This window comes from Micromonospora sp. DT227, assembly GCF_049841835.1.
Classification (GTDB): domain Bacteria; phylum Actinomycetota; class Actinomycetes; order Mycobacteriales; family Micromonosporaceae; genus Micromonospora.
In genome coordinates this window covers 507,846-531,209 of the sequence record NZ_JBNCLA010000001.1, presented here as the reverse complement: position 1 = coordinate 531,209, position 23,364 = coordinate 507,846, and the positions used below count along the sequence as shown (strand labels likewise).

Below are 23,364 nucleotides of genomic sequence, written 5' to 3'. Positions count from 1 at the left end.
CGGCTGGTGCGGAACGGCGCCGGCGCTCCCGGGCCTGGGTCCCCCGACGGACCCCGGCTCACGCCGCGCGGCAACCCTCACCGGGGCTAGGCGCGGTCGCCAGGGACCGACCCGGCAGCAGCCGGGCGGGCGCACGAGGTGCGCGGCTCGGGTCACCCCCGGCGGCGCAGACAGACAGGGAGAGACCGATGGCAAAGGGCGACCCCGGGGCCGCCACCCGCAGCAAGCGGGCCGCACCCCGTACCAGGCGCGCCGCCGCGACCGGCGAACCGGAACTCGTACAGCTGCTCACGCCGGAAGGCGAGCGGATCGAGACCGCGCTCGGCCCGGACGGGACCGAGTACCGCGTCGACTTCACCGACGAGGAGTACCGCGGGCTCTACCGCGACCTCGTGCTGGTCCGCAAGCTCGACGCCGAGGCGACCGCCCTGCAACGCCAGGGCGAGCTGGGCCTGTGGGCGAGCCTGCTGGGCCAGGAGGCCGCGCAGGTGGGCTCCGGCCGCGCGCTGCGCGCGCAGGACATGGCGTTCCCGACCTACCGGGAGCACGGCGTCCTCTACTGCCGCGGCATCGACCCGATCATGCCGCTCGGCCTGTTCCGCGGCGTCGACCAGGGCGGCTGGGACCCGAACGAGTTCAAGTTCAACATGTACACGATCGTCATCGGGGCGCAGACCCTGCACGCGACCGGGTACGCCATGGGCGTCGCCATGGACGGCAAGACCGGCGGCGAGGACGGCGAGGCGGTGATCGCCTACTTCGGTGACGGCGCCACCAGCCAGGGCGACGTCAACGAGTCGTTCGTCTGGGCCAGCGTGTTCAACGCGCCGTTGGTCTTCTTCTGCCAGAACAACCAGTACGCCATCTCCGAGCCGCTGGAGCGGCAGACCCGCGTCCCGCTGTACCGGCGGGCCGGCGGTTTCGGCTTCCCCGGCGTCCGGGTGGACGGCAACGACGTGCTCGCCTCGTACGCGGTGACCCGGCACGCGCTGGACACCGCGCGCAGCGGCCAGGGCCCGTCCCTGATCGAGGCGTACACCTACCGGATGGGCGCGCACACCACCTCGGACGACCCGACGCGTTACCGGATCGCCAGCGAGGTCGAGGCCTGGCAGGCCAAGGACCCGATCGCCCGGATGAAGGCGTTCCTGCTCAAGCAGCAGATCGTCGACGAGTCGTTCTTCACCGAGATCGACGAGCAGGCCCGTACCGAGTCGGTGCACCTGCGTGAACGGGTGCTCAACATGCCGGACCCGCAGCCGGTCAGCATGTTCGACCACGTCTACCCGCACGGCTCCCCGGAGCTGGACGAGCAGCGGGCCCGGTTCTCGCAGTACATGGAGTCGTTCGAGGGGAGCGCGCACTGATGGCCACGGAAACGCTCACGCTCGGCAAGGCACTCAACACCGGTCTGCGGCGAGCCCTGGAGAACGACCAGAAGGTCGTCATCATGGGCGAGGACGTCGGCAAGCTCGGCGGCGTGTTCCGGATCACCGACGGCCTCCAGAAGGACTTCGGCGACCAGCGGGTGATCGACACCCCGCTGGCCGAGTCCGGCATCATCGGCACCGCGGTCGGCCTGGCCATCCGCGGCTTCCGGCCGGTCTGCGAGATCCAGTTCGACGGCTTCGTCTACCCCGCGTACGACCAGATCGTGTCGCAGGTGGCGAAGATGCACTACCGCTCGCAGGGCAAGGTGCGGATCCCGATGGTCATCCGGATCCCCTACGGCGGCGGCATCGGCGCGGTCGAGCACCACTCGGAGTCGCCCGAGGCGTACTTCGCGCACACCGCCGGTCTCAAGGTGGTCACCTGCGCGAACCCGCAGGACGCGTACGTGATGATCCAGCAGGCCATCGCGTCGGACGACCCGATCGTGTTCCTGGAGCCGAAGCGGCGCTACTGGGAGAAGGGTCAGGTCGACCTGGACGCCCCGCTCACCGACGCGTACCCGCTGCACAACGCGCGGGTCGCCCGGCCGGGCACGGACGCCACCGTGCTGGCGTACGGCCCGATGGTGCGCACCGCGCTGGACGCGGCCACCGCCGCCGCCGAGGACGGCCGGGAGCTGGAGGTCATCGACCTGCGGACGCTGTCGCCGCTGGACCTGACCGCCGCGTACGAGTCGGTGAAGCGCACCGGCCGCTGCGTGGTCGTGCACGAGGCGCCGGGCAACCTGGGCCTCGGGTCGGAGATCGCGGCCCGGATCACCGAGGAGTGCTTCTACTCCCTGGAGTCCCCGGTGCTGCGGGTGACCGGTTTTGACATCCCCTACCCGGCCGCCCGGGTGGAGGAGGAGTACCTGCCGGACCTCGACCGGGTGCTCGACGCCGTCGACCGCACCTTCGGCTGGTGAGCGGCATGTCCCGGATCAAGGAGTTCAACCTGCCCGACCTGGGCGAGGGCCTGACCGAGGGCGAGATCCTCGCCTGGCTGGTCAAGGTGGGCGACGACATCGAGCTGAACCAGCCGATCGTCGAGGTGGAGACCGCGAAGGCGGCGGTCGAGATCCCGGCGAAGTGGGCCGGCCGGGTGCAGGCGATCTTCCACCCGGAGGGTTCGACGGTCGAGGTCGGCGTGCCGATCATCGCGATCGACACCGACCCGGGCGCCGGGCCGGTGGAGCAGTCGACGACCGGCACGCCCACCGCCGACCTGCCCACCCCGTCGGCGGCCTCGCTGGCCGCTGTCGAGGTGGCGCCCGAGGAGGGCATGGTCGAGCCGGGCCTGATCGGTGGCGTGGCGCCGGGTGGGCGTACCGCCGTGCTGGTCGGCTACGGCCCGCGCAACGCGCCGGCCAAGCGCCGCCCGCGCAAGGGCGCCGCCCCGGCGCCGGCCGCCCCGACCCAGGCGGCCCCGGTCCCGGTCGCGCCGGTCCAGGCCGCGCCGGCGCCGGCTCCGGCGGCGACCCCGGTGGCCCCGACGCCCGCGCTGAACGGCAACGGCAACGGTCGGGCGGGCGGCGGCCCGGTGCTGGCCAAGCCGCCGGTCCGCAAGCTCGCCAAGGACCTCGGGGTCGACCTGGCCGCGCTGACCGGTTCCGGTCCGCTCGGCTCGATCACCCGCGAGGACGTACAGCGGGCGGCGAGTGGGACCCCGGCGGCGGCCGAGCCGCTGACGGTCACCGCGCCGGCGACGTCGGCCGCGTCGGCCGCGAGCTTCGGCGCGGACCGCGAGCAGCGCATCCCGGTCAAGGGGGTACGCAAGCTCACCGCGGAGAACATGGCCCGCTCGGCGTTCACCGCCCCGCACGTGACGGAGTTCCTGACCGTCGACGTGACCCGGGCGATGAAGGCGCTGGACCGGCTCCGCGACCGGCGCGAGTGGCGCGACGTGCGGGTCTCCCCGCTGCTGCTGGTCGCCAAGGCGGTGCTGCTGGCGGTCAAGCGGTACCCGATGGTCAACTCGACCTGGGCCGGCGACGAGATCGTGGTCAAGGAGTACGTCAACCTGGGCATCGCGGCGGCCACCGAGCGCGGCCTGATCGTGCCGAACATCAAGGACGCCGGCCGGCTGACGCTGCGTGAGCTGGCGGACGCGATGACGGCGCTGGTGCAGACCGCGAAGTCGGGGAGGACGTCCCCGGCGGACATGTCCGGCGGCACGCTCACCATCACCAACGTCGGCGTCTTCGGCGTCGACACCGGTACGCCGATCCTGCCCCCGGGCGAGTCGGCGATCCTCGCCTTCGGCGCGGTACGCGAGCAGCCGTGGGTGCACAAGGGCAAGGTGAAGGCCCGGCTGGTCACCACGCTCGGCCTCTCCTTCGACCACCGGATCATCGACGGTGAGCTGGGGTCCAAGTTCCTGCGCGACATCGGGGACTTCCTGGCCGATCCGGAGGCGGCGCTGCTCGCCTGGACCTGACGTACCACCGCTCCGGCAACGGCCGGTGTGCCACGGGTGAACGCCCGGCACACCGGCCGTTGCCGTTGATGAAGGAATCATCGGCTCAGCGATGAGGATGCCTACGATCCTTAGGCAGGTGGCTCAGCTCACCTTGTAATCGATGGCGATCATGCGTGCGGTGCGCTTAAATAGAGACATCAAGGGCTGACAACCGAATAGCCAGGAGGAGAGACCCAAGATGAGCATGATCGAGCGAATCCGCACCCGCCGCGACGCCAACCGCCGGGCCCGTGCCATCGAGCACGCCCTGCGTTCCGCCAACTCGCCCGCGGTCCGCGCAGAGCTTCTCGCCATCGCCCAGCGTCACCTGAGCTGACGCCACCGACGTTCCTCACCTCCTCCAGTGCAGAAGACCCGCCCGGCACCCCGGGCGGGTCTTCTGCGTTCCCCGTCGTCCGGCACCGGGATTCCACCCCGCCGCACCGCCCGGTACGGTTGGCACGGTCGCCAACCGGCTGCTCCGGACCGACGTGGAGAGTGAAACTCATCGACGTCGACCGGTGACTTTCGGTGACGGCCGATGCTCCCCGAGCGTCCCCGGGCGGCCACCGGATACGGTGCGGGGAGCCCGCACGGCCGGTACCCGCCGGCGACGCCGGCAGCCATGCCGACGGTCCCCGGCCGGCATCGGCGGTCGACCTGTGATGGAGGAGGAGCACCCATGACGTCCGAGGCTCCGCACCACCCCGGCCAGGAGCCGGGCGAGGTGTCGCCGGGCACCGGCGGACCGGTGCCGTACGGCGACCAGCCGGCGCAGCAGGACAACGGGTACAACGGCACACCCGACCTCGGCTGGGCCCCGCCCCCGCCGGCCGGTCGGCCCGCCCCGCCGGCTCCGGCCTGGGCCGCGGCCGACGACCAGCCGCCCGCCTGGGCCCCGCCCGCCGGCCAGCACGTCACCGGTCGCGCCACCGCCCAGGTGCCCCCGCCCGCCGACTCGGGCGGCCGGGGCGCACAGCCCGCCTGGGCCGGCTCCGAGCAGGGCGCGCCTGCCTGGGCCGCCTCCGGCGACCGTGGCCCCGAGCAGGGCGCACCGGCCTGGGCCGGCTCCGGTCCGGGTGCTCCCGCGTGGGGGCCGGGCGAGTCGACCCGTCCGGACGCCTCCGGCGAGCCGGCGCCGCCGGCCTGGGCCCCGACGTCGGGCGGTCCCGCCGAGCCGGCGCCGCCCGCCTGGGCCGCCGAGCAGCACCGTCCCGCCCGCGGCGCCGCCGGGGAGCAGCCCGCCTGGGCGCAGCCCGAGACGGGCGCGCGGAGCACCGGCTACGTCCCGGCGCCGGCCACCGTGCCGAACGAGTCCTGGGTCACCCCCGCCGGCTCGGACGACCCGCACCGCTCCGGCGGGTTCACCCCTGCCGCGCAGCAGGGTGACGACGCCGGCCACTCCGGCGGCTGGGCCGTCGGCACCACCGCCCAGTCGGACGACCCGAACCGCTCCGGCGGCTGGAACCGCCGCGACGAGCAGGCCGCCGCCCGGTCGGACGACCCGAACCGTTCCGGCGGTTGGAACCGCCGCGACGAGCAGCCCGGCGCGCAGCCGGACGACCGGTCCGGCGGTTGGACCCCGCGCGACACGCAGCCGGCCTGGGTTCCGCCCGGCCAGCAGAGCGGGGCCACCTGGCCTCCGCCCGAGCCGACCGCCCGGGCCGCCGCCAAGGTCTCCGTGCCCGGCGCCGTCCGGCCCGAGCAGGCGTGGTCCACTCCGGAGCAGTCCGACCAGGACAGCCGCTCCAACCCCACCGAGGACGACCCGCACCGCTCCGGCGGTTGGCAGGCGGCCGGCGGGCAGCAGCACGACGAACCGGCCCGATCCGGCGGCTGGCCCGCCCCGCAGGGAGAGAACCGGGTGGGCGGCCGGGACGGTTCCACTCGGGACGACGACCCGGACCGCTCCGGCGGTTGGGCCGCCGGCGGGCGCGCCGCCGGCGCGGCCGAGGTCCCGCAGCCGGCCGGTTGGGGCGAGTCGAATCAGCCCCACCCCTCGGGCTGGAACGACGCCCCCGCCCGGCCTCGGCGCGACGGCGACGATCAGGCCGGTGGCTGGCACGACGCTCCCGCGTTGCCGCAACGTGACGCCGATGACCAGGCCGCCGGCTGGCACGACGCCCCGGCGTTGCCGCAGCGTGGCGGCGAGGGACCGGCCGGCGGTTGGGGCGGCGCCGCAGCCGGGCCGCAGCAGCGGGAGACCGAGCGGCCGGCGGAGGAGCCGGTCCGGCCCGGGTGGGGCGGCAACCAGGACGAGCGGGCGTCCGCCGAACCCTGGTCGCCCGCCGAGGCGTGGGGCCACGCCGACGAGGCTCCGCCGGCACCGTCGCGCGGCTGGCAGCCCGCCGAGGACGGACCGGTCTACCAGCCCGCGCCCGCACCGGGCATCTCACCCGGCCACGCGGTACCGCTGCCCGCACAGAGCCAGCGGGTGCCGGGGGCCGCACTGGCGGCCTCACCACCCGCCGACCATGCCGCCGCCGCGCAGTTCGGCCCGGCCGAGCGTGCACCCCAGGCGTACGAGCCGGAGCGCGGTGACGCCGGCTGGGGCGCCGCCCGGTCCGCACCTGAGGAGCCGCAGTCGCCGGCCGGTCCGATCCTTCCCGGCCCGCGCACCTCGCCCGAGGCCGGCGCCGCCGGTCCGGTCTCGGCCAGCGCCTCCGTCCCGGTGGCCAGCCGGGTCACCCCGCCGGCCGACCAGCCGGCACATCCGACCGGCGCGTCCACGCCGCAGCCCCGGGTGTACGGCCGGCCGACCCGACCGGAGCCCGAGGACGCCCCGGAGGCGGACGACGCGCACGGCTACCCCGGCCAGGATGCTCCGTCCGCCTTCGCCGGCCCGCAGGCCCGACCGGACGACGGACCCGGCTTCGGGTCGCCGTCCCGGGCCGACGACGGACACGGCTTCGGATCCCCTTCCCGGGGCGACGACGGACACGGCTTCGGGTCCCCCTCCCGGGGCGACGACGGACACGGCTTCGCCGGGCCGCAGGGGCGTGCTGACGACGCACCCAACTTCGCCGGCCAGCAGTCCCGCTCCGACGACGCACCCGCCTTCGGCGGACCGCACTCCCGGCCGGACGACGCACCCGCCTTCGGTGGTCCGCAGTCGCGGCCCGACGGGCCGCACGGCTACCCCGGCCAGGACGGTCCCCCCGGCTTCGGTGGGCCACAGTCCCGGTCCGACGGGCCGCACGGCTACCCCGGCCAGGACGGTCCCCCCGGCTACGGCGGACCGCAGTCCCGGTCCGACGACGACCCACGCGGATACGGCGACCGGCCGTCCTCGCCGGCCGGCCCGCCGCCGTTCCCGGTCGGGGTGCCGTCCTTCGTGGACCCGCCCGGCAACAACCGCCCCGCCAACGGGGTGCACCCGCAGGACGACGAGCAGCCCGGCGGGTCACGCGACTCCTTCGGCGGCCCCGGCGGCCAGCAGAACCCGTTCGGCGGCCCCGGCGGCCACCAGGACGCGTACGGGGGCCCGGGTGGCCGTCAGGACGCGTACGGCGGTCCCGGTGGCCGTCCCGACCCGTTCGGCGGTCCGGGTGGCCAGCAGGACGCGTACGGTCCGGCGGCCGGTGGGCGGGCCTCGGTCGCCGTACCGGGTCAGGGTCCCGGGGGTGAGCCGGGCGGCTTCCCGCCCGCGTTCCCGCCGCCGTCCCCGCAGGCCCCGCCGGCCTGGTCCCCGGAGGGTCCGGCCGACGAATCGGATCAGGGCCGCTTCGACGCGTTCAAGCCGGACGCCGAGCCGAAGACCGAGGCGCCCTCGCCGAAGGTGCGCAACGGCCGGGTGCTGGCCCTGGTGCTCATCGCGGCCGTGCTGATCCTCGCCGTGCCGCTCGGCCTGCTCACGCTGCTCGGCAAGATCGGCGGTGACGACAAGCCGGCGGGCTTCGACCCGGCGGTCGGCTCCTGCATCAAGCAGACCGGCACGACCGCCGCGCCTGCGGACTGCGGCGAGCAGGGCGCGTTCACCGTGGTGTCGAAGGTGGACAACAAGGACAAGTGCGCCGACCTGTCCCAGCCCACTGTCGTCCTCCAGGGCGGCGGCACCAACCGCGTGCTCTGCCTGAAGCCGGCCGGCCAGTAACTCTCCCGTGAAGCGCCCGTCCCCGGTGGGGGCGGGCGCTTCACGCTGTCCCGGCCAGCCCCCGCGGCCCGTCGATCATGAAGTTGACGGCGCGTCCGGTCCGATTCGTCACCGCCAACTTCATGATCGTCGGGCGGGTCGGCGTCGCCGCGATGCGCGCCTTCGGGTAGCCCTCGCCAGAGCGGGTGCCAGGCGTCGGATGGGCGTACGCCCGGAGCGCTCGATCGGCTGCTGGTCAGGGTTCGACGTACTAGCCGGGCGTACGCCCGGTCCTCGCCCAGGCGGGCCCGGCTGGCACCCGCCCTACCCTCGCCCACACAGTGAAGCGCCCGCCCCACCACGGGACGGGCGCTCGTGTTGGTCGTGTCAGCTGCGGTCGGCGACCTGGGCGACGAACGCCCGCCAGGAAGCCGGCTCAAAAGCGAGCGCCGGGCCGGTCGGGTCCTTCGAGTCCCGCACGCCGACGACGCCGGGAAGGTTGTCGGCGACCTCGACGCAGGCCCCTTGATTACTGCCGCTGCGGGTGCTCTTGCGCCAGTGCGCGCCAGTCAGGTCCATGACTTTGCCACTTCCGTCATCAGCTCGGTGGACTGTTGCAGGGTCAGCGCCTCGGCGAGGATGGCTTCCCATTGCTCGCGCAGGGCCGCTACCTCCGCGGCCCGCTCGACCACCTGACCCCGTAGCCGGTTGTCGAGGTAGCCCACGTCAACCAGGTCCGCCAGGGTCGCGACGACAAACGGCCCGTCGAGGCCAGCGTACGCGCCGACCCCGCGCGGTACGATGTGGATTCGGACGCGCCGTCGGTCCTGGCTGAGCTGCGCCAGGTGGAACAGTTGCTCGCGCATCACTGCGGGGCCGCCGACGGGACGCCGAAGGACTGCGTCGTCCAGGACGGCAACGAGGTGGGGCGGGTCATCGCTGGCGATGACCTGTTGCCGCGCAAGCCTCTTGGTCACTCGCGCCTCTACCTCCTCGGCGCTGATCCTGCCGTCACTACCGAACACAGCGCGTGCATACGTCTCGGTTTGCAAGAGCCCTGGCACCCACGCGACCTCATACCACCGCAACGTGCGGGCCTGCTGTTCGTAGCTGATCCACTCGCGTAACCAGAGTGGCGCGGCATCGAGGTCGGAGAGCCGATCGAGTAGCCGCGCGAACATGCCGCCCGTCCTCAGTGCTCGATCGATGGCGGCGGCGTATTCGCCCGTCGGCGGTCGCGAGCCGGTCTCGACGGCGCTGACATGCGTGCCCGAGTAGCTGATGAGTTTGCCGAAATCGTCCTGACTGAGGCCGCGAGACGCACGCGCGTTCCGCAGCTCATCGAGCAGGATTTCAGCGGCGGTCATGGTCATGTCCCCCAGCCCTTCCCCACTTTCAGCCAGCCGTCCCCCTGGCTCCCCACCAGGGCAAACACTGAAGGCCGCAGTCTCTCCAACGTGGCCGAACACCTTCCGACACTAGGCGGTCACGCACGAGAGTGGAACCAGTCAGGGGGTCGCCCCGCCGGGCAGGCACCACGCGGGGCGACCCCTTCCCGGTCCTCACGAAAGGAGGCGAAGCCGTGCCCAGAGAGAAGCCGAAGCTCAATTGGATTGCCGTCCTGCCCTCCCGATTTCACCGCCCCCGCCTGCGGCTGTCCCCGCCCGGCCTGAGCTGTTCGTGCGGCCTGATGACCTGGCGCTACTGCCTCAAGCTGCGCCGCCGGGCCGCCGCTCCCCCATCCCCGCCACCGGCCTCACGCCCCCCGAACGGGCACGCTTGGTCGTCCGCTCCCGCGACGACGACCGTCTTCCGGCGCAGCGGGGAGCAGAGGTGACCGCGCCCCGCCGCACGGTTGGCCCGGCCACCTCGGCGCCGTTTCGGTCTGGCGACGTGCTCCGCCTGACCCGCGCGGCGTCCCCACAGTTCGCCCGTCCCATCGCCGTTCGCGTCATTCGCACACTGGAGTGGCCAACGTTCGACGGGTGGTGCTGGCTGGACGGCGTTCGCCTCCTGACCGCGCCGACGATCCCGTCTTCAGCGCGCCGCGCCCCGAGCCGGCGTACGCCCGTACAGGTGGGCGCATGAAACCTCCCACCGACGATCACTCCCCGGTCCGCCCGGCGTGGACGTGCCGCGCCACCGGTAGCCCGTGGCCGTGCTCGGTTGCCCGGACGGCCCTCCGCGCGAGGTTCGCGGACGACCGCCAGGGGTTGATCCTCCACCTCGGCGCGCAGCTCGCCGATGCGATCGACGACTACGCGGCCCAGGATTCGGGCGAGATCCCGCCAAGCCTGACAGACCGGTTCATGGGTTGGGCTCTGGCCCGCAGGCGCGTCGGCTGTGCCTTCCCGGGAGAGTCAGTGTCACGTACGCCTCTCCCGCCGCCCCGTCGCGCCGACTGGGCTCCGTTGATGCGGCACGATGGGGTGATGAGCGCACGCGTACGCGCCCCCGAACTACGGGGCCGGGCCTGGCTGAACACCGGCGGCAGAGCCGTCACGCTGGCCGACCTGCGGGGCAAGATCGTTTTGCTGGATTTCTGGACCTTCTGCTGCATCAACTGCCTGCACGTGCTGGACGAGCTGCGCCCGCTCGAGGAGAAGTACGGCGACGTGCTGGTCGTGATCGGGGTGCACTCGCCGAAGTTCGAGCACGAGAAGGACCCGGACGCGCTGGCCGCGGCCGTCGAGCGGTACGGCGTGCACCACCCGGTGCTCGACGACCCCGAGATGGACATGTGGCAGCAGTACGCGGCGAAGGCCTGGCCGACGCTGTCGGTGGTCGACCCGGAGGGCTACGTGGTGGCCACCATGGCCGGCGAGGGGCACGCCGAAGGGCTGGCCCGGCTGGTCGACGACCTGATCGCCACGCACGAGGCGAAGGGCACGTTGCACCGGGGCGAGGGCCCGTACGTCCCGCCGGCCGAGCCGGAGACGGCGTTGCGCTTCCCCGGCAAGGTCGTCCCGCTCGACGGCGGCAACCTGCTGGTCTCCGACTCGGCCCGGCACTCCCTGGTCGAGTTGGCGCCGGACGCGGAGACCGTGGTGCGCCGGATCGGTGCGGGCACCCGTGGCCGCACCGACGGCCCGGCGGCCGGCGCGACGTTCGCCGAGCCGCAGGGGCTCTGCCTGCTGCCCCCGCACGTGGCCGAGGTGGCCGGCTACGACCTGGTCGTCGCGGACACGGTCAACCACCTGCTGCGCGGCGTACGGCTGGAGACCGGCGAGGTGGTCACCGTGGCCGGCACCGGGCGGCAGTGGCGCTCGACGGTCGACTACCACGCGCACGACGCGCGCGCCGTCGACCTCTCCTCCCCCTGGGACGTGGCCTGGTACGACGACCGGGTGGTCGTGGCGATGGCCGGCATCCACCAGCTCTGGTGGTTCGACCCGATCAAGCGGACCGCCGGCATGTACGCCGGCACCACGGTCGAGGCGCTGCGGGACGGTCCGCTGCCGGACGTCTGGATGGCCCAACCATCCGGGTTGTCCGTCTCGGCCGACGGTTCCCGGCTCTGGATCGCCGACAGCGAGACCAGCGCGGTCCGCTGGGTCGAGGCGGGCGAGATACACACCGCCGTGGGCCAGGGGCTGTTCGACTTCGGGCACGTCGACGGCCCGGCCGATCAGGCGTTGCTCCAGCATCCGCTGGGCGTGTGCGCGCTGCCGGACGGCTCGGTGCTGATCGCGGACACGTACAACGGCGCGGTGCGCCGCTTCGATCCGGCGACCGGCCAGGTCGCGACCGTGGCCGACGGGTTGGCCGAGCCGAGCGACCTGGTGGTCACTCCGGCGGGGGAGGTGCTTGTGGTCGAGTCGGCCGCGCACCGGTTGACCCGGCTGGCGCCCGGCGCGCTGACGGCGGCCGGCGCGAGCACCGTGGCGGGTGCCCGGCACCGGATGGAGCGCAAACCCACGGACGTGGCGGCCGGGGAGCTGACGCTTGACGTGATCTTCACGCCGGCGCCGGGGCAGAAGCTCGACGACACGTACGGGCCGTCGACCCGGCTGGTGGTCTCGGCGTCCCCGCCGGAGCTGCTGGTCGACGGCGCGGGCACGACCACCGACCTGTCCCGGCGGCTGGTGGTCAGCGGGGACGTGACGCAGGGGGTGTTGCAGGTGACCGCCCAGGCGGCGACCTGTGACGCCGACATCGAGCACGCCGCCTGCCACCTGACCCGGCAGGACTGGGGCGTACCGGTCCGGGTGGTCACCGACGGCGCCACCCGCCTCCCCCTGGTCCTGCGCGGCCTCGACGACGCGTGAGCTGACGAGTGTTAGGAGGGGGCCCCGGTTATGCAGAATGCGTTAACCGGGGCCCCCTCCTTTCACGCGAACGGAGTGAGCGTGACCCCCGCGTCGACGAGTGCGGCGCGGACCAGCTCCGCGCACCGCACCGCGCCGGGTGTGTCGCCGTGCAGGCAGATCGACTCGACGGGACAGGAGACCACGCTGCCGTCGACCGCGACCACGGTCCGCTCGACGGCCATCCGGACGGCCCGCACGGCGACCTGGTCCGGGTCGGTCACCAGCGCGTTCGGGGCGCCGCGCGGCACCAGCGCCCCGTTGGGCAGGTAGTTGCGGTCGGCGAAGCCCTCGGCCACCACCCGCAGGCCGGCGCCGACCGCGAGCTGGGCGAGCACGGTGCCGGGCTGACAGAGCACCGGCAGCTCGTGGTCGTACCCGCTGATCGCCGCCACCAGCGCGGCGGCCTGGGCCTCGTCGCACGCCGCCGCGTGGTAGAGCGCGCCGTGCGGCTTGAGGTAGCGCACCCGGGTCCGGTAGAGCCGGCAGAACGCGTCGAGCGCCCCGAGCTGGTAGATCGTCTCGTCCCGCAGCTCGGCGAAGTCGTAGGCGATGTGCCGGCGGCCGAAGCCGGCGAGGTCCCGGTAGCCGACCTGCGCGCCGACCGCGACGCCGCGTTCGGCGGCGGCGGCGCACACCCGGTGCATGGTGGCCGCGTCCCCGGCGTGGAAGCCGCAGGCCACGTTGGCGGAGCTGATCAGCCCGAGCAGCGCCTCGTCGTCGCCGAGCCGCCAGCTGCCGAATCCCTCACCGAGGTCCGCGTTCAGGTCCATGGAACCTCACCGTAGTCCCCGGGCGGGCCTGGGCGAGCGCTGTCACGTCGTCCACCACCCCGATGACCGGGTAGCCGCCGGTGGTGGGGTGGTCGGCCAGGAAGATCAGCGGTTGGCCGTCCGGTGGCACCTGCACCGCGCCGAGCACCAGGCCCTCGCTCGGCAGTTCGCCGGCCACCGCGCGGGGCAGGGCGGCGCCGGCCAGCCGCGCGCCGACCCGGTTGCTGTCCGACCCGACGGTGTACGCGCTGCCGTGCAGCAGGTCGAGCGCGGCGGGCGTGAACCAGTCCTGCCGGGGGCCGGGTCGTACGGCCAGCGACACCTCGGCCGGCACCGGCGGGGTGACGGTGAGGTCCACCGGGGGCGGCGGGCCGGTCGGTGCGCCCAGCGGCAGCCGGTCCCCATCGCGCAGCGGTGGCGGCCCGAGGCCGGAGAGCGTGTCGGTGGACCGGCTGCCGAGCACCGGTTCGACGGTGATCCCGCCGCTGACGGCCAGCCAGGTCCGGACCCCGACGCGGGCCGGACCGATCCGCAGCACCGCGCCGGCCGGCAACGACAGCGGTCGCCCGACGTCGCCGGGGCGTCGCTCGACCTCGCCGGGGCGCGGCCCGGTCGGGCGCACCTCGGCGGGCCCCGGGCCGGCGGTCCGTGAACGCTGCTCGACGAGCACGTCGGCGGGGGCGCCGGTGAGCGCCACGGTGACCGCCCGGGTGACGCGCAGCACGCACCCGGTCAGGGTGATCTCCAGGCCGGCGGCGTGCTCCGGGTTGCCGGCGAGGCGGTTGGCCAGGCGCAGGGCGGCCGGGTCGAGCGCGCCGGACCGGGGCACGCCGAGGTGCGCCCAGCCGGGCCGGCCCTGGTCCTGGACGGTGGTGAGCGCGCCGGCCCGCAGCATCTCGATCATGGCGCGTCGACGAACCGGAGCCGGGTGCCGGGCGTGAGCCGGGCCGGCGGGTCGGCACGCACGTCGAAGAGGGTCAGCTCGGTCCGCCCGACCAGCAGCCAGCCGCCGGGTGAGGCGGCGGGGTAGATGCCCGCGTACGGGCCGGCCAGCGCGACCGAGCCGGCCGGCACCCGGGTACGCGGGGTGGGGAGGCGCGGCACGGCCAGCTCGGGCGGCAGCCCGGTGAGATAGGCGAACCCGGGCGCGAAGCCGCAGAACGCGACGCGGAACTCGGTACGCCGCAGCCGGTCGACCACTGTCGGAGTGTCGACGCCCCAGTGGCCGGCGACGGTGGGCAGGTCTGACCCGTCGTACGTGACGGGCACCCGGACCTCGGCGGCGGTGGAGCGGTCGGTGGTGTTCCGGGGGTGCCAGCCGGCGATCCGTGCGGCGGTGGCCGCCGGGTCGGGTACGCCGTCGAGCAGGACGGTGACCGCGGCGGGGACGATCTCGACGGCGACCAGTTCGCCGGTGGCGCGCCGGTGCCACAGCTCGGCGCGCCACGCCTCGACCTGGTCGGGGTCGTCGCAGTCGAGCAGCAGGGCGTGCGCCCCGACGGGTCGGATCCGCATCCGGTCATCCTCGCGTCGTCGGGCGTGACGGTCCACACTACTTGCAAGTAACCTACGGTGTCGTAACCTGATGAGGTGACCACCTCCGCACCGCTCCGGCTCCGGCCGGTCGACATCGGAAAGCCGCGCATGCGCGGCTGGCTCCACGCGTACGCGTTCTTCGCCGCGCTCGTCTGCGGCATCGTCCTCTGCTCGATCGCCGCCACCCGGCCCGGCTGGGCGCCGCTGGTGAGCTGCCTGATCTACAGCCTCACCGTGTGCGGGCTCTTCGGCACCAGCGCGCTGTACCACCGGCGGGTCTGGTCCGAGCGCGGCTACCAGATCATGCGCCGGATGGACCACTCGATGATCTTCGTGTTCATCGCCGGCACCTACACCCCGTTCTGTGCGCTGCTGCTGGACACCCGGTACGCCACGATCATGCTCAGCCTCGTCTGGGGCGGCGCGCTGGCCGGCGTGGCGGTCAAGCTGATCTGGCCGCACGCGCCCCGCTGGGTCTCCGCCCCGCTCTATCTGGCGCTCGGCTGGGTGGCGGTGGCGATGCTGCCGGAGATCCTGCACTCCGGCGGCGTCACCGCGCTGGTGCTGCTGAGTGTGGGCGGCGCGATCTACAGCGTGGGCGCGGTGTTCTACGCGCTGCGCCGGCCGAACCCGTGGCCCACCGTCTTCGGCCACCACGAGTTCTTCCACGCGTGCACGCTGGTCGCGGCGATCTGCCACCACATCGCGATCTACTTCGCGCTGTTCGCCTGAGCCGGCCCGGACGAAGCCGGCCCGGACATGCACGAGGGCCCCGCGCCGTTGCGGGGCCCTCGGGTCTCGGGGTGGGTCAGGCCGGGTAGCCCGAGCCCGGGCGGCGCACCTCGCGGTACTCCTCGCGCACCACCCGGTCGCCCTGCACCGGCACCACCGGCTCGGCGACGACCTGCTGACGCACCGGCGCGGCGACCACGCGACGGCGGCTGTTCCAGAAGTAGAGCGTCGTGAGCAGCCCGGCGAGACCGGCGAGCATGAGCACCCAGCCCACCACGTTGAGGTTCAGCCATCCCAGGTCAGCGTCGATGGCGAACGCGAAGATCGCGCCGAGCGCGATGAGGAAGATGCTGGCACCGATGCCCATGACGTCGCCTCCTTGGCGTCCTGCTGGCGTTTCTGCCCGCCGCGGCCATGGATGAGGTAGCGGCACACATCGACATACCCACGCGCTCCGATCGCCAATCAGGCAAGCTGGGCGGATGACGGACGGCAGGAACCGGCAGCGGACGTTGGTGCTGTTGCGGCACGCCAAGGCCGAGCAGTCCCGGGACGCCCCGGACGCGGAACGGCCGCTGACCGCGCGGGGGCACGCCGACGCCGCGGCGGCCGGCGCCTGGCTGGCCCGGCACGGGCTGCTCCCCGACGTGGTGCTCTGCTCGCCGGCCCGACGCACCCGGCAGACCTGGCACGGGGTGGCGCTGGGCCTGGCCGGGTCCCCGCCGGAGGGCGGCCCGGCGGGTCCGGCCCCCGCCGTCCGCTACGAGCCGACCGCGTACGAGGCGCACCCGGACGAGCTGCTGGAGCTGGTCCGATCGGTGGACCCGGCAGCCGGCACGGTGCTGCTGGTCGCGCACAACCCGGGCATCTCACTGCTCTCGGCGCTGCTCGACCCCGAGCGGGCGGATCCGGAAGGGATGCGCACCACCGACATCGTGGTGCACCACCCCACCACCGAGTGGGCAGCGCTCTCGCGCGCCCCGCTCGCCACCCGCCACACCGCCCGCGGTTGAGGTGCAAGGAGGGGCCCCCTCTTAACGCATTCGGTAGAGGAGGGGGCCCCGCTTAACACGTGCGGGCGAGGCCGTCAGGACGGCGGGGCGGTGGGCGGCGGCGGGTCGGGCGGCGGTGGCATCATCGCGGTCGGGTGGGAGAGCCGGTTCTCCTCCACGATGAGCGTGCGGGCCCGCTTGCGACGGTCCTGCCAGAACCACAACGTGGTCAGCAGGACGCCCAGCCCGGCCAGGATGAAGACCCAGCCGACCGCGCGCAGGTCGATCCACCAGACGTTGGCCCGGATGGCGAAGGTCATGATCGCGCCGAGCGCGATGAGAAAGATGGCGCTGCCAATGCCCATGTGCGCTGCACTCCCCCGTGCGGTGGCCCTTGGGCGTACTCCGGTCGTGGTCCGCGACGGTTACCCACCCACCGGCCGGCCTATCCACCTCCGGCGCCACCAACGACGGCGGCCGGCGGGCTGTCGCCCACCGGCCGTCGAGGTGAAAGGGAGGAAGTGCCCGCGAGGGCTTAGAACGCCTCCTCCGGAAGGTCCATGATCTCCAGGTCGGCACCCTCGATGATCCGCCGGTCGGCGCCGATGCGGGGCAGCACCTCGCGGGCGAAGAACCGGGCGGCGGCCACCTTGCCGGTGTAGAACGCCTTGTCGCTGGCGGAGACCTCACCGGCCAGCGCCTTCAACGCCACGTCCGCCTGCTTCTGGAGCAGCCAGCCGACCACCAGGTCGCCGATCGCGAGCAGGAACCGGCGGCTGCTCAGGCCGACCTTGTAGAGCGCGCGGGCGTCACCGGCCTGGGCCTCACCCAGCCAGCCGGTCATCACACCGATCATGTTCTGGATCTCGGCGAGCGCCTTGCCGAGCGCCTGCCGCTCCTCCTTGAGCTGGCCGTTGCCGGCCTCGGAGGCGATGTGCTCCTGGATCTCACCGGCGACCGCCATCAGCGCCTTGCCGTTGTCCCGGACGATCTTCCGGAAGATCAGGTCGAGGCTCTGGATGGCCGTGGTGCCCTCGTACAGAGTGTCGATCTTGGCGTCCCGGACGTACTGCTCCAACGGGTAGTCCTGGAGGAAGCCGGAGCCGCCGAACGTCTGGAGCGACTCGTGCCCGAGCAGCTCGTACGCCCGCTCCGAGCCGACGCCCTTGACCAGCGGCAGCAGCAGGTCGTTGACCCGCTTGGCCAGCCTGGTGGCCTTCTCGTCGCCGGCCGCCTCGGCGAGCGCGACCTTGTCCTGCCAGCTCGCGGTGTAGCAGACCAGCGCGCGCAGGCCCTCGGCGTACGACTTCTGCATCAGCAGCGAGCGGCGCACGTCCGGGTGGTGGGTGATGGTCACCCGCGGCGCGGTCTTGTCGGCCTGCTGGATCAGGTCGGCGCCCTGTACGCGGTTCTTGGCGTACTCCAGCGCGTTCAGGTAGCCGGTGGAGAGCGTGGCGATGGCCTTGGTGCCGACCATCATCCGGGCGTACTCGATAATCATGAACATCTGGCGAATGCCGTCGTGCTTCTCACCCAGCAGCCAGCCCTTGGCCGGTACGCCGTGCTCGCCGAAGGTCACCTCGCAGGTGTTGGAGACCTTCAGGCCCATCTTGTGCTCGACGTTGGTGGCGTAGACGCCGTTGCGCTCACCCAGCTCACCGGTCTCGGCGTCGAAGTGGAACTTCGGCACCACGAAGAGGGACAGGCCCTTGGTGCCGGGGCCGCCGACGCCCTCCACGCCGACCGGACGGGCCAGCACGTAGTGGACGATGTTGTCGCTCAGGTCGTGCTCACCGGAGGTGATGAAGCGCTTGACGCCCTCGATGTGCCACGAGCCGTCCGGCTGCTGGACCGCCCGGGTGCGGCCGGCGCCCACGTCCGAGCCGGCGTCCGGCTCGGTCAGCACCATGGTCGAGCCCCACTGCTTCTCGATGAACAGCCGGGCCCACTTCCGCTGCTCCTCGGTGCCCTCGACGTGCAGCACGTGCGCGAAGGACGGGCCGGAGGCGTACATCCAGACCGGGGCGTTGGCGCCGAGCACCAGCTCGGCCAGGGACCACCAGAGCGCGCGGGGGGCGTTCGTGCCGCCGAGCGCCTCCGGCAGGTCGAGGCGCCAGAACTCGGAGTCCATGAACGCCTGGTACGACTTCTTGAACGACTCGGGCAGCGGCGCGGTGTGCGTGGCCGGGTCGAAGACCGGCGGGTTGCGGTCGCTGTCGGAATAGCTGGCGGCGAGGTCCTCGCGGGCCAGGCGGTCGACCTCGGAGAGGAAGCTACGGGCGGTGTCGACGTCCAGGTCCGTGTACGGCTCCTGGCCGAACGTCCGGTCCGCCCCGAACACCTCGAACAGGTTGAACTCGAGGTCCCGAAGGTTGCTCTTGTAGTGGGTCATGCTCGCTGGCCCCGCTTCCGGACAGGTGTTACCGATCAGTAACTCCAGACTGTATTACTCGCCGGTAGGCAACGACAACCCGATCGCCGAAGTGACAGCGATTACACACGTCCGGTTCACCCGTCGGCGGCGCCGACCTCCCAGCTCGGCACCGGGGCCGCCGCCGCGCTACGCGGGCCGGTGTACTCCATCAGGACCAGCGCGATGTCGTCGTCGAGCCGGTCCTGCACCCACTCGACCAGGGCGGTCTCCAGCGAGGCGAGCCCGTCGCCGACCGTCCCGTGGCCGAGCAGACGCCAGGCGCGGTCGGCGGTCGGGAAGAACTCGCCGTCCCGCCGGGCCTCGCCCAGCCCGTCGGTGAACAGCAGCAGCCGGTCACCCGGCTCCAGCCGCTCCACCCGGGGCCGGACCACCGGCATGAAGCCCAGCGGCGGCGCCGGGGCCGGCGGCTCCAGCGGGATCACCGCGCCGCGGCGCAGCAACAGCGGCGGTGGATGTCCACAGTTGACGATGGTGAGCGTGCCGCCGCGCTCCTCGACCAGCGCGGCGGTGACGAAGTCCTCGTCGCCGACGTTGCGGGCCACCGCCCGGTCCAGGTCGGTCACCACCGCGCGCAGGTCGGCCCGCTCGTAGGCCACGTGCCGGTAGGAACCGAGCACGATGCTGGCCAGCCGGACCGCGTCCAGCCCCTTCCCGCGGACGTCCCCGATGATCATCCGGACGCCGTACGGGGTGTCCATCACCTCGTACAGGTCGCCGCCGATCTCGGCGGTGGCCGTGGAGGAGATGTAGCGCGCGGCCACCGCCAGCGTGCCGACCTGCGGACCGAGCGGACGCAGCACCGCCTGCTGGGCGACCGCGGCGAGCCGGGTCAGCTCGGCGATGCGCTCCGTCTGACGCTGCCGCACGGCCGCCGTGGCGGCGGAGATCGCGGTGGCCAGCACGATGGCGGCCACGCTGACGGCGGTCACCAGCGGCATGCCCTTCTCGGCCGCGGCGAAGGCGACCCCGGCCGCGGTGGCCAGCGCCCCCACGGCCAGCACCACCCGCCAGGAGGCCAGCGCGGCGGCGAGGACGGGGGCGGCGGCCATCAGCGCGAGGTAGTGCACCGGCCGGCCGTCGGCCGCCTCCGCCGCCGACACGATCGCGAGCAGCGCGAGGGCCGCGCCGAGGCCGGCGCGGGATCCGGGGCTCAGCGGGCCGCGGCCCGGCTGGAAGGGTTGCGTACGTACATCGGACAGCATGCCTGATGGATGTGAACCGGAGAACGATCGCGGCCCGTCCGTCGCGGAAGTTCTGCCGGACCGGCTGTCAGCCGAGCACCTCGTAGCGGACGTCCACCTCGCCGAGACCGGTCGAGGCGATGGCCGCGAACGCGGCGCGGGACAGGTCGATGCACCGACCGTCGATGTACGGGCCCCGGTCGTTGATCCGGACCACCACGGACTTCCCGTTGGCCGGGTTGGTGACCCGGACCCGGGTGTTGAACGGCAGCGTCTTGTGCGCCGCGGTCAGCGCGTCCGGGTCGAACGTCTCGCCGTTCGCGGTCATCTGGCCCTCGTCGTAGAAGGACGCGCCGCAGGAGCCGCTCTCCACCACCTTCGGGGCGGCGGTCTTCTTCTTCGTCGTGGTCGGCTTCGGCGCCGCGGTCCGGGTCTTGCCCCGGGACGCCGGCTGGGTGCGGGTCGGCTTCGGGCTCGGGGTGGCCTTCGGCGACGGGCTCCGGCTCGCGGTGGCGGAGGCGCTCGGCGACGGCGCGGCCGAGGTGGGGGCCGCCGTGCTGGGCGTGGCCTCGACCAGGGCCGGCGCGGCGGGCGGCTCGGCGGCGGTGAGCTGCACCGCGCCGACGGTGCCGCCGACCGCGAGCGCCACGCCGACCGCCGCGGTGGCGGCGATGCCGGCCGGCGAGGAGAACAATCTGCGGGTACGAAGGTGCCTAGCAGCCACCGGGCCGGTCCTTTCGTCAACTCAACAAACCGGCCCGGACCGTAACGAGAGAAGCACTTCCGACGTCAACGTGATCATGGTGATATGCCCGCATTTGCCGTGGTACGTGTAGCCGATCAAGCCACGGCCGTTGGGCCGAACGGTGGACGGGTGGGCAGGATGGAGCGGTGCTGAACCGTCGCCTGGTCGAACTGTTCCGCTGGGCCGACCCCGGGCCGGAGAGCAGCCACCTGGTCAGCGACCTCTCCGGCTGGTGGCGTGACCCCGAGGTGCTCGCCGAGGTCGGGCCGGCGCTGGCCGGCCTCTTCCCCGACGCGCGCCCGACCGTGGTGGTCGCCCCCGAGGTGACCGGGCTGCTGCTCGGCCCGCTGGTCGCGGTGGCCGCCGGCGCCGGGTTCCTGCCCGCGTACAAGGACGGTGGCGAGCGACGCCGGATCGGGCCGACCCGGTGGGCCGCGACCCCGCCGGACCACCGGGGGCAGCGGCTCCGGATCGGCGTGGACGGCCGACGGCTCGGCCCCGGCGACCGGGTGCTGCTGGTGGACGACTGGGTCGACACCGGCGCGCAACTGGACGCGCTGTGCCGGCTGGTGCGCGACCACGACGCCGAGCCGGTCGGCGCCGCCGCGCTGGTCGCCACCTGCCCGCCGGCCGTCCGCGCGCGACTGCGGGTCCGCGCGCTGCTCACCGGGGACGACCTGCCCTGAGGGGTTGACCTCAAGCACGCTTCAACCCCGACCATCGGCGGATGGACGACGGCATCCTCGACGAGGCGTACCACCGACTGCACCGCACCGGCCCCGAGTTCGAAGGTTGGCTCTCCAACCACGGGCCGATGGCCGCCGAGGCGCTGGTCCGGCACGGGCAGGGCGCCCGCGTGCACCGCTGGCTCGACGGCTACCTGCGCCGGCTCGACGACCTGCCCCGTGGGCTGCGGCCGATCGACGACTGGCGGGCCGCGCTCGGTGACCCGAAGCGGGCCGGCGACTGGCTCGACCACTTCGACCGCGAGCTGCGCGACCGGCCGTGGCGGGAGGTGCTCGGCGAATGGTGGCCCCGGCTGCTCCCCGGGATCGCGGCCGGGGCCACCCACGGCGTGATCCGGGTCGGACACGCGGTGCGGGTGCTGCACACCGACGGGGAGACCCCGGAGCGCCGCGCCGAGCTGGGCCAGGCGCTCGGCTACTGGGCGGCCCGCTGGCAGCCGGTCCCCGGCGCCGGCCCGCTCACCGGGCACGCCGACGTCGTGGCGGCGCTGGCCGGGGTGCCCCGGATCGCGGACCGCAGCGGCGGCATCCGGGAGCGGCTGGGCCGGCTGACCGGGGAGCCCGGATGGTCGACAGCGGTCACGGCGCTGCGTCCGCCGGCCGACCCGGACCGGGCGGCCCGCACGCTCACCGAGGTGGTGCACCGCGCCGCGCTGGACTACCTGCGGTTCGGGCACGGCGAGCCGGTGATGCTGGTGCACGCGGTCACCGCGCCGACCGCGGTGCTGCGTACCCTGCCGGCCCTGGACCCGGCGCTGCGAGCGCCGAGCGTCGCCGCGGCCTGGGCCGCGACGGCGGCCGTGACCTCGGTGTACGCCGCACCCGCGCCGACCGCCGCCACTCCTGTCGACGGGCCCACCGATCCGGCCGAGGTGTTCGCCCGGGCGGCCCGACACGGCGACGAACACGTGGTGAAGCTGGCCGACGCGGCGCTGGAGGCGTACGCGGCAACAGGTGACCAGCGGGTGTTGGCCGCCCCCGCCCACGCCGGCCGTCTGATCTGACCGGTGCCGCGAAGGCGGGGCCCCCTGTTAACGCATTCTGCATAACAGGGGCCCCCTCCTAACACCTAGCCGACCCGGCGCAGCTCCGGCAGCAGCGCCGCCGCCTCGGTCAGCACCGCCTCGTCGCCGGCGTACCAACTGCTGGCCCGGGGCCAGTGCGTGATCACGTCGGTGAAGCCCAGCCGGGCCGCCCGGGCCGCCTGCTCCGCGAGGAAGTCCGCGCTGGTCAGCGAGAAGACCGGAGCCGAGTCGAGCGAGAGGTAACGGTCCAGGGTGGCCGGGTCCCGGCCGGCCTGTTCCAGCGCCCGCGTCATCCGGTCGGACAGCTCCGCCACCGTGTCCCACCAGCCCGCCAGGTCGTCACCGTCGAGGCCGGTGGTCACCCACCCCTGCCCGAACCGGGCGACCAGGCGCATCGACCGGGGACCGTTCGCGGCCAGCACGAACGGCACCCGGGGCTGCTGGACGCAGCCGGGGTTGTTGCGGGCGTCCACCGCCGCGAACCACTCCCCGCGCCAGGTCGTGCCGTCCTCGCGCAGGATCAGGTCGAGCAGCTCGGTGAACTCCGCGAACCGGTCGACCCGCTGCCGGGGCGGCAGCGTCTCGCCGCCGAGCACGGCCGAGTCGAAGCCGATGCCGCCCGCGCCCAGCCCGAGCAGCACCCGCCCGCCGGACACGTCGTCCAACGCGGTCACCTGCCGGGCGAACGCCGCCGGGTGGCGGAAGTTCGGCGAGGCCACCAGCGTGCCGAGCCGGACCCGGGAGGTCACCGAGGCCGCCGCGGTCAGGGTCGTCCAGGAGTCGAACCAGGGCCCGTCGACCAGGTCACGCCAGCCCAGGTGGTCGTACGTCCAGGCGTGGTCGAAGCCCCACTCGTCCGCCTGCGCCCACCGCCGGCGCGCCTCCGACCAGCGTTGGTCCGGCAGGATCACGATGCCAATCCGCATGATCCCC

The 23,364-nt window shown here is 73.7% G+C and carries 21 protein-coding genes; 10 read left to right on the top strand and 11 right to left on the bottom strand.

Going from position 1 to position 23,364, the window contains the following annotated elements:
- The first annotated feature begins 188 nt into the window (after positions 1 to 188).
- The 5 genes from pdhA to ACLQ2W_RS02640 all read left to right on the top strand — a co-directional run bounded on the left by pdhA (position 189) and on the right by ACLQ2W_RS02640 (position 7,981).
- Complete coding sequence (gene pdhA, locus ACLQ2W_RS02660; protein WP_107158221.1) at positions 189 to 1,367, top strand: pyruvate dehydrogenase (acetyl-transferring) E1 component subunit alpha; 1,179 nt, start codon at positions 189 to 191, stop codon at positions 1,365 to 1,367.
- Complete coding sequence (locus tag ACLQ2W_RS02655) at positions 1,367 to 2,356, top strand: alpha-ketoacid dehydrogenase subunit beta (protein WP_425785090.1); 990 nt, start codon at positions 1,367 to 1,369, stop codon at positions 2,354 to 2,356. The genes pdhA and ACLQ2W_RS02655 overlap by 1 nt, the downstream gene beginning before the upstream one ends.
- A gap of 5 nt (positions 2,357 to 2,361) precedes the next feature.
- Complete coding sequence (locus ACLQ2W_RS02650) at positions 2,362 to 3,867, top strand: dihydrolipoamide acetyltransferase family protein (RefSeq protein WP_425785994.1); 1,506 nt, start codon at positions 2,362 to 2,364, stop codon at positions 3,865 to 3,867.
- Positions 3,868 to 4,087: 220 nt separating this feature from the next.
- The gene (locus ACLQ2W_RS02645; RefSeq protein WP_405091869.1) at positions 4,088 to 4,225 is read left to right on the top strand and encodes a hypothetical protein; all 138 of its coding nucleotides are present in this window, start codon (positions 4,088 to 4,090) and stop codon (positions 4,223 to 4,225) included.
- 345 nt (positions 4,226 to 4,570) lie between these two features.
- Positions 4,571 to 7,981 carry an LppU/SCO3897 family protein gene (locus ACLQ2W_RS02640; protein ID WP_425785089.1) on the top strand — a complete coding sequence of 1,137 codons (3,411 nt, stop codon included), beginning with the start codon at positions 4,571 to 4,573 and terminating at the stop codon, positions 7,979 to 7,981.
- 366 nt (positions 7,982 to 8,347) lie between these two features.
- Here the strand turns inward: ACLQ2W_RS02640 and ACLQ2W_RS02635 are convergent, their stop codons facing one another.
- On the bottom strand, positions 8,348 to 8,539 hold the full coding sequence (locus tag ACLQ2W_RS02635; protein ID WP_425785088.1) for a DUF397 domain-containing protein: 192 nt from the start codon (positions 8,537 to 8,539) through the stop codon (positions 8,348 to 8,350).
- A complete protein-coding gene (locus tag ACLQ2W_RS02630) occupies positions 8,530 to 9,333 on the bottom strand; it encodes a helix-turn-helix domain-containing protein (RefSeq protein WP_425785087.1) in 804 nt (267 codons plus the stop codon). The genes ACLQ2W_RS02635 and ACLQ2W_RS02630 overlap by 10 nt, the downstream gene beginning before the upstream one ends.
- A gap of 1,059 nt (positions 9,334 to 10,392) precedes the next feature.
- On the opposite strand from ACLQ2W_RS02630, the gene ACLQ2W_RS02625 reads away from it, so the two are divergent.
- Complete coding sequence (locus tag ACLQ2W_RS02625; RefSeq protein WP_425785086.1) at positions 10,393 to 12,228, top strand: thioredoxin-like domain-containing protein; 1,836 nt, start codon at positions 10,393 to 10,395, stop codon at positions 12,226 to 12,228.
- A 62-nt stretch (positions 12,229 to 12,290) separates the two neighbouring features.
- Here ACLQ2W_RS02625 and ACLQ2W_RS02620 read toward each other — a convergent pair whose 3' ends face one another.
- The 3 genes from ACLQ2W_RS02620 to ACLQ2W_RS02610 are packed head-to-tail and all read right to left on the bottom strand — an operon-like array spanning position 12,291 to position 14,555.
- The gene (locus tag ACLQ2W_RS02620; protein ID WP_281933690.1) at positions 12,291 to 13,040 is read right to left on the bottom strand and encodes a LamB/YcsF family protein; all 750 of its coding nucleotides are present in this window, start codon (positions 13,038 to 13,040) and stop codon (positions 12,291 to 12,293) included.
- Positions 13,015 to 13,944, bottom strand: coding sequence for a biotin-dependent carboxyltransferase family protein (locus ACLQ2W_RS02615; RefSeq protein WP_425785085.1), 930 nt, complete (start codon positions 13,942 to 13,944; stop codon positions 13,015 to 13,017). Before ACLQ2W_RS02615 ends, ACLQ2W_RS02620 begins: the two co-directional genes overlap by 26 nt.
- Positions 13,941 to 14,555: a 5-oxoprolinase subunit B family protein gene (locus ACLQ2W_RS02610; protein WP_425785084.1), complete on the bottom strand. Its 615-nt coding sequence runs from the start codon at positions 14,553 to 14,555 to the stop codon at positions 13,941 to 13,943. Before ACLQ2W_RS02610 ends, ACLQ2W_RS02615 begins: the two co-directional genes overlap by 4 nt.
- A 75-nt stretch (positions 14,556 to 14,630) precedes the next feature.
- Between ACLQ2W_RS02610 and trhA the strand changes: the two genes are divergently transcribed.
- The gene (trhA, locus tag ACLQ2W_RS02605) at positions 14,631 to 15,308 is read left to right on the top strand and encodes a PAQR family membrane homeostasis protein TrhA (RefSeq protein ID WP_425785083.1); all 678 of its coding nucleotides are present in this window, start codon (positions 14,631 to 14,633) and stop codon (positions 15,306 to 15,308) included.
- Between the two features lie 76 nt (positions 15,309 to 15,384).
- Here trhA and ACLQ2W_RS02600 read toward each other — a convergent pair whose 3' ends face one another.
- Positions 15,385 to 15,675 carry a DUF6458 family protein gene (locus tag ACLQ2W_RS02600; RefSeq protein ID WP_396855788.1) on the bottom strand — a complete coding sequence of 97 codons (291 nt, stop codon included), beginning with the start codon at positions 15,673 to 15,675 and terminating at the stop codon, positions 15,385 to 15,387.
- A 115-nt stretch (positions 15,676 to 15,790) separates the two neighbouring features.
- On the opposite strand from ACLQ2W_RS02600, the gene ACLQ2W_RS02595 reads away from it, so the two are divergent.
- Positions 15,791 to 16,321: a SixA phosphatase family protein gene (locus tag ACLQ2W_RS02595; RefSeq protein ID WP_425785082.1), complete on the top strand. Its 531-nt coding sequence runs from the start codon at positions 15,791 to 15,793 to the stop codon at positions 16,319 to 16,321.
- Between the two features lie 74 nt (positions 16,322 to 16,395).
- On the opposite strand, the gene ACLQ2W_RS02590 is transcribed toward ACLQ2W_RS02595, so the two are convergent.
- The 4 genes from ACLQ2W_RS02590 to ACLQ2W_RS02575 form a co-directional block, all read right to left on the bottom strand.
- Positions 16,396 to 16,665, bottom strand: a complete 270-nt coding sequence (locus tag ACLQ2W_RS02590) for a DUF6458 family protein (RefSeq protein ID WP_013283345.1) — start codon at positions 16,663 to 16,665, stop codon at positions 16,396 to 16,398.
- Positions 16,666 to 16,835: 170 nt separating this feature from the next.
- Positions 16,836 to 18,692 carry an acyl-CoA dehydrogenase gene (locus ACLQ2W_RS02585; RefSeq protein ID WP_425785081.1) on the bottom strand — a complete coding sequence of 619 codons (1,857 nt, stop codon included), beginning with the start codon at positions 18,690 to 18,692 and terminating at the stop codon, positions 16,836 to 16,838.
- Between the two features lie 116 nt (positions 18,693 to 18,808).
- A complete protein-coding gene (locus ACLQ2W_RS02580; protein ID WP_425785080.1) occupies positions 18,809 to 19,936 on the bottom strand; it encodes a PP2C family protein-serine/threonine phosphatase in 1,128 nt (375 codons plus the stop codon).
- Between the two features lie 67 nt (positions 19,937 to 20,003).
- Entirely contained in the window at positions 20,004 to 20,639 is a 636-nt protein-coding gene (locus ACLQ2W_RS02575) for a septal ring lytic transglycosylase RlpA family protein (protein ID WP_425785079.1), read from the bottom strand.
- A 167-nt stretch (positions 20,640 to 20,806) separates the two neighbouring features.
- Here ACLQ2W_RS02575 and ACLQ2W_RS02570 point away from each other — a divergent pair, with 167 nt between their 5' ends.
- Positions 20,807 to 21,346 (top strand): phosphoribosyltransferase family protein, encoded by a 540-nt coding sequence (locus tag ACLQ2W_RS02570; RefSeq protein ID WP_425785078.1) that lies wholly within the window; start codon positions 20,807 to 20,809, stop codon positions 21,344 to 21,346.
- 41 nt (positions 21,347 to 21,387) lie between these two features.
- Positions 21,388 to 22,410, top strand: coding sequence for a questin oxidase family protein (locus tag ACLQ2W_RS02565; RefSeq protein ID WP_425785077.1), 1,023 nt, complete (start codon positions 21,388 to 21,390; stop codon positions 22,408 to 22,410).
- A 65-nt stretch (positions 22,411 to 22,475) separates the two neighbouring features.
- On the opposite strand, the gene ACLQ2W_RS02560 is transcribed toward ACLQ2W_RS02565, so the two are convergent.
- Positions 22,476 to 23,357 (bottom strand): LLM class flavin-dependent oxidoreductase, encoded by an 882-nt coding sequence (locus ACLQ2W_RS02560; RefSeq protein WP_425785076.1) that lies wholly within the window; start codon positions 23,355 to 23,357, stop codon positions 22,476 to 22,478.
- Positions 23,358 to 23,364 lie beyond the last annotated feature (7 nt).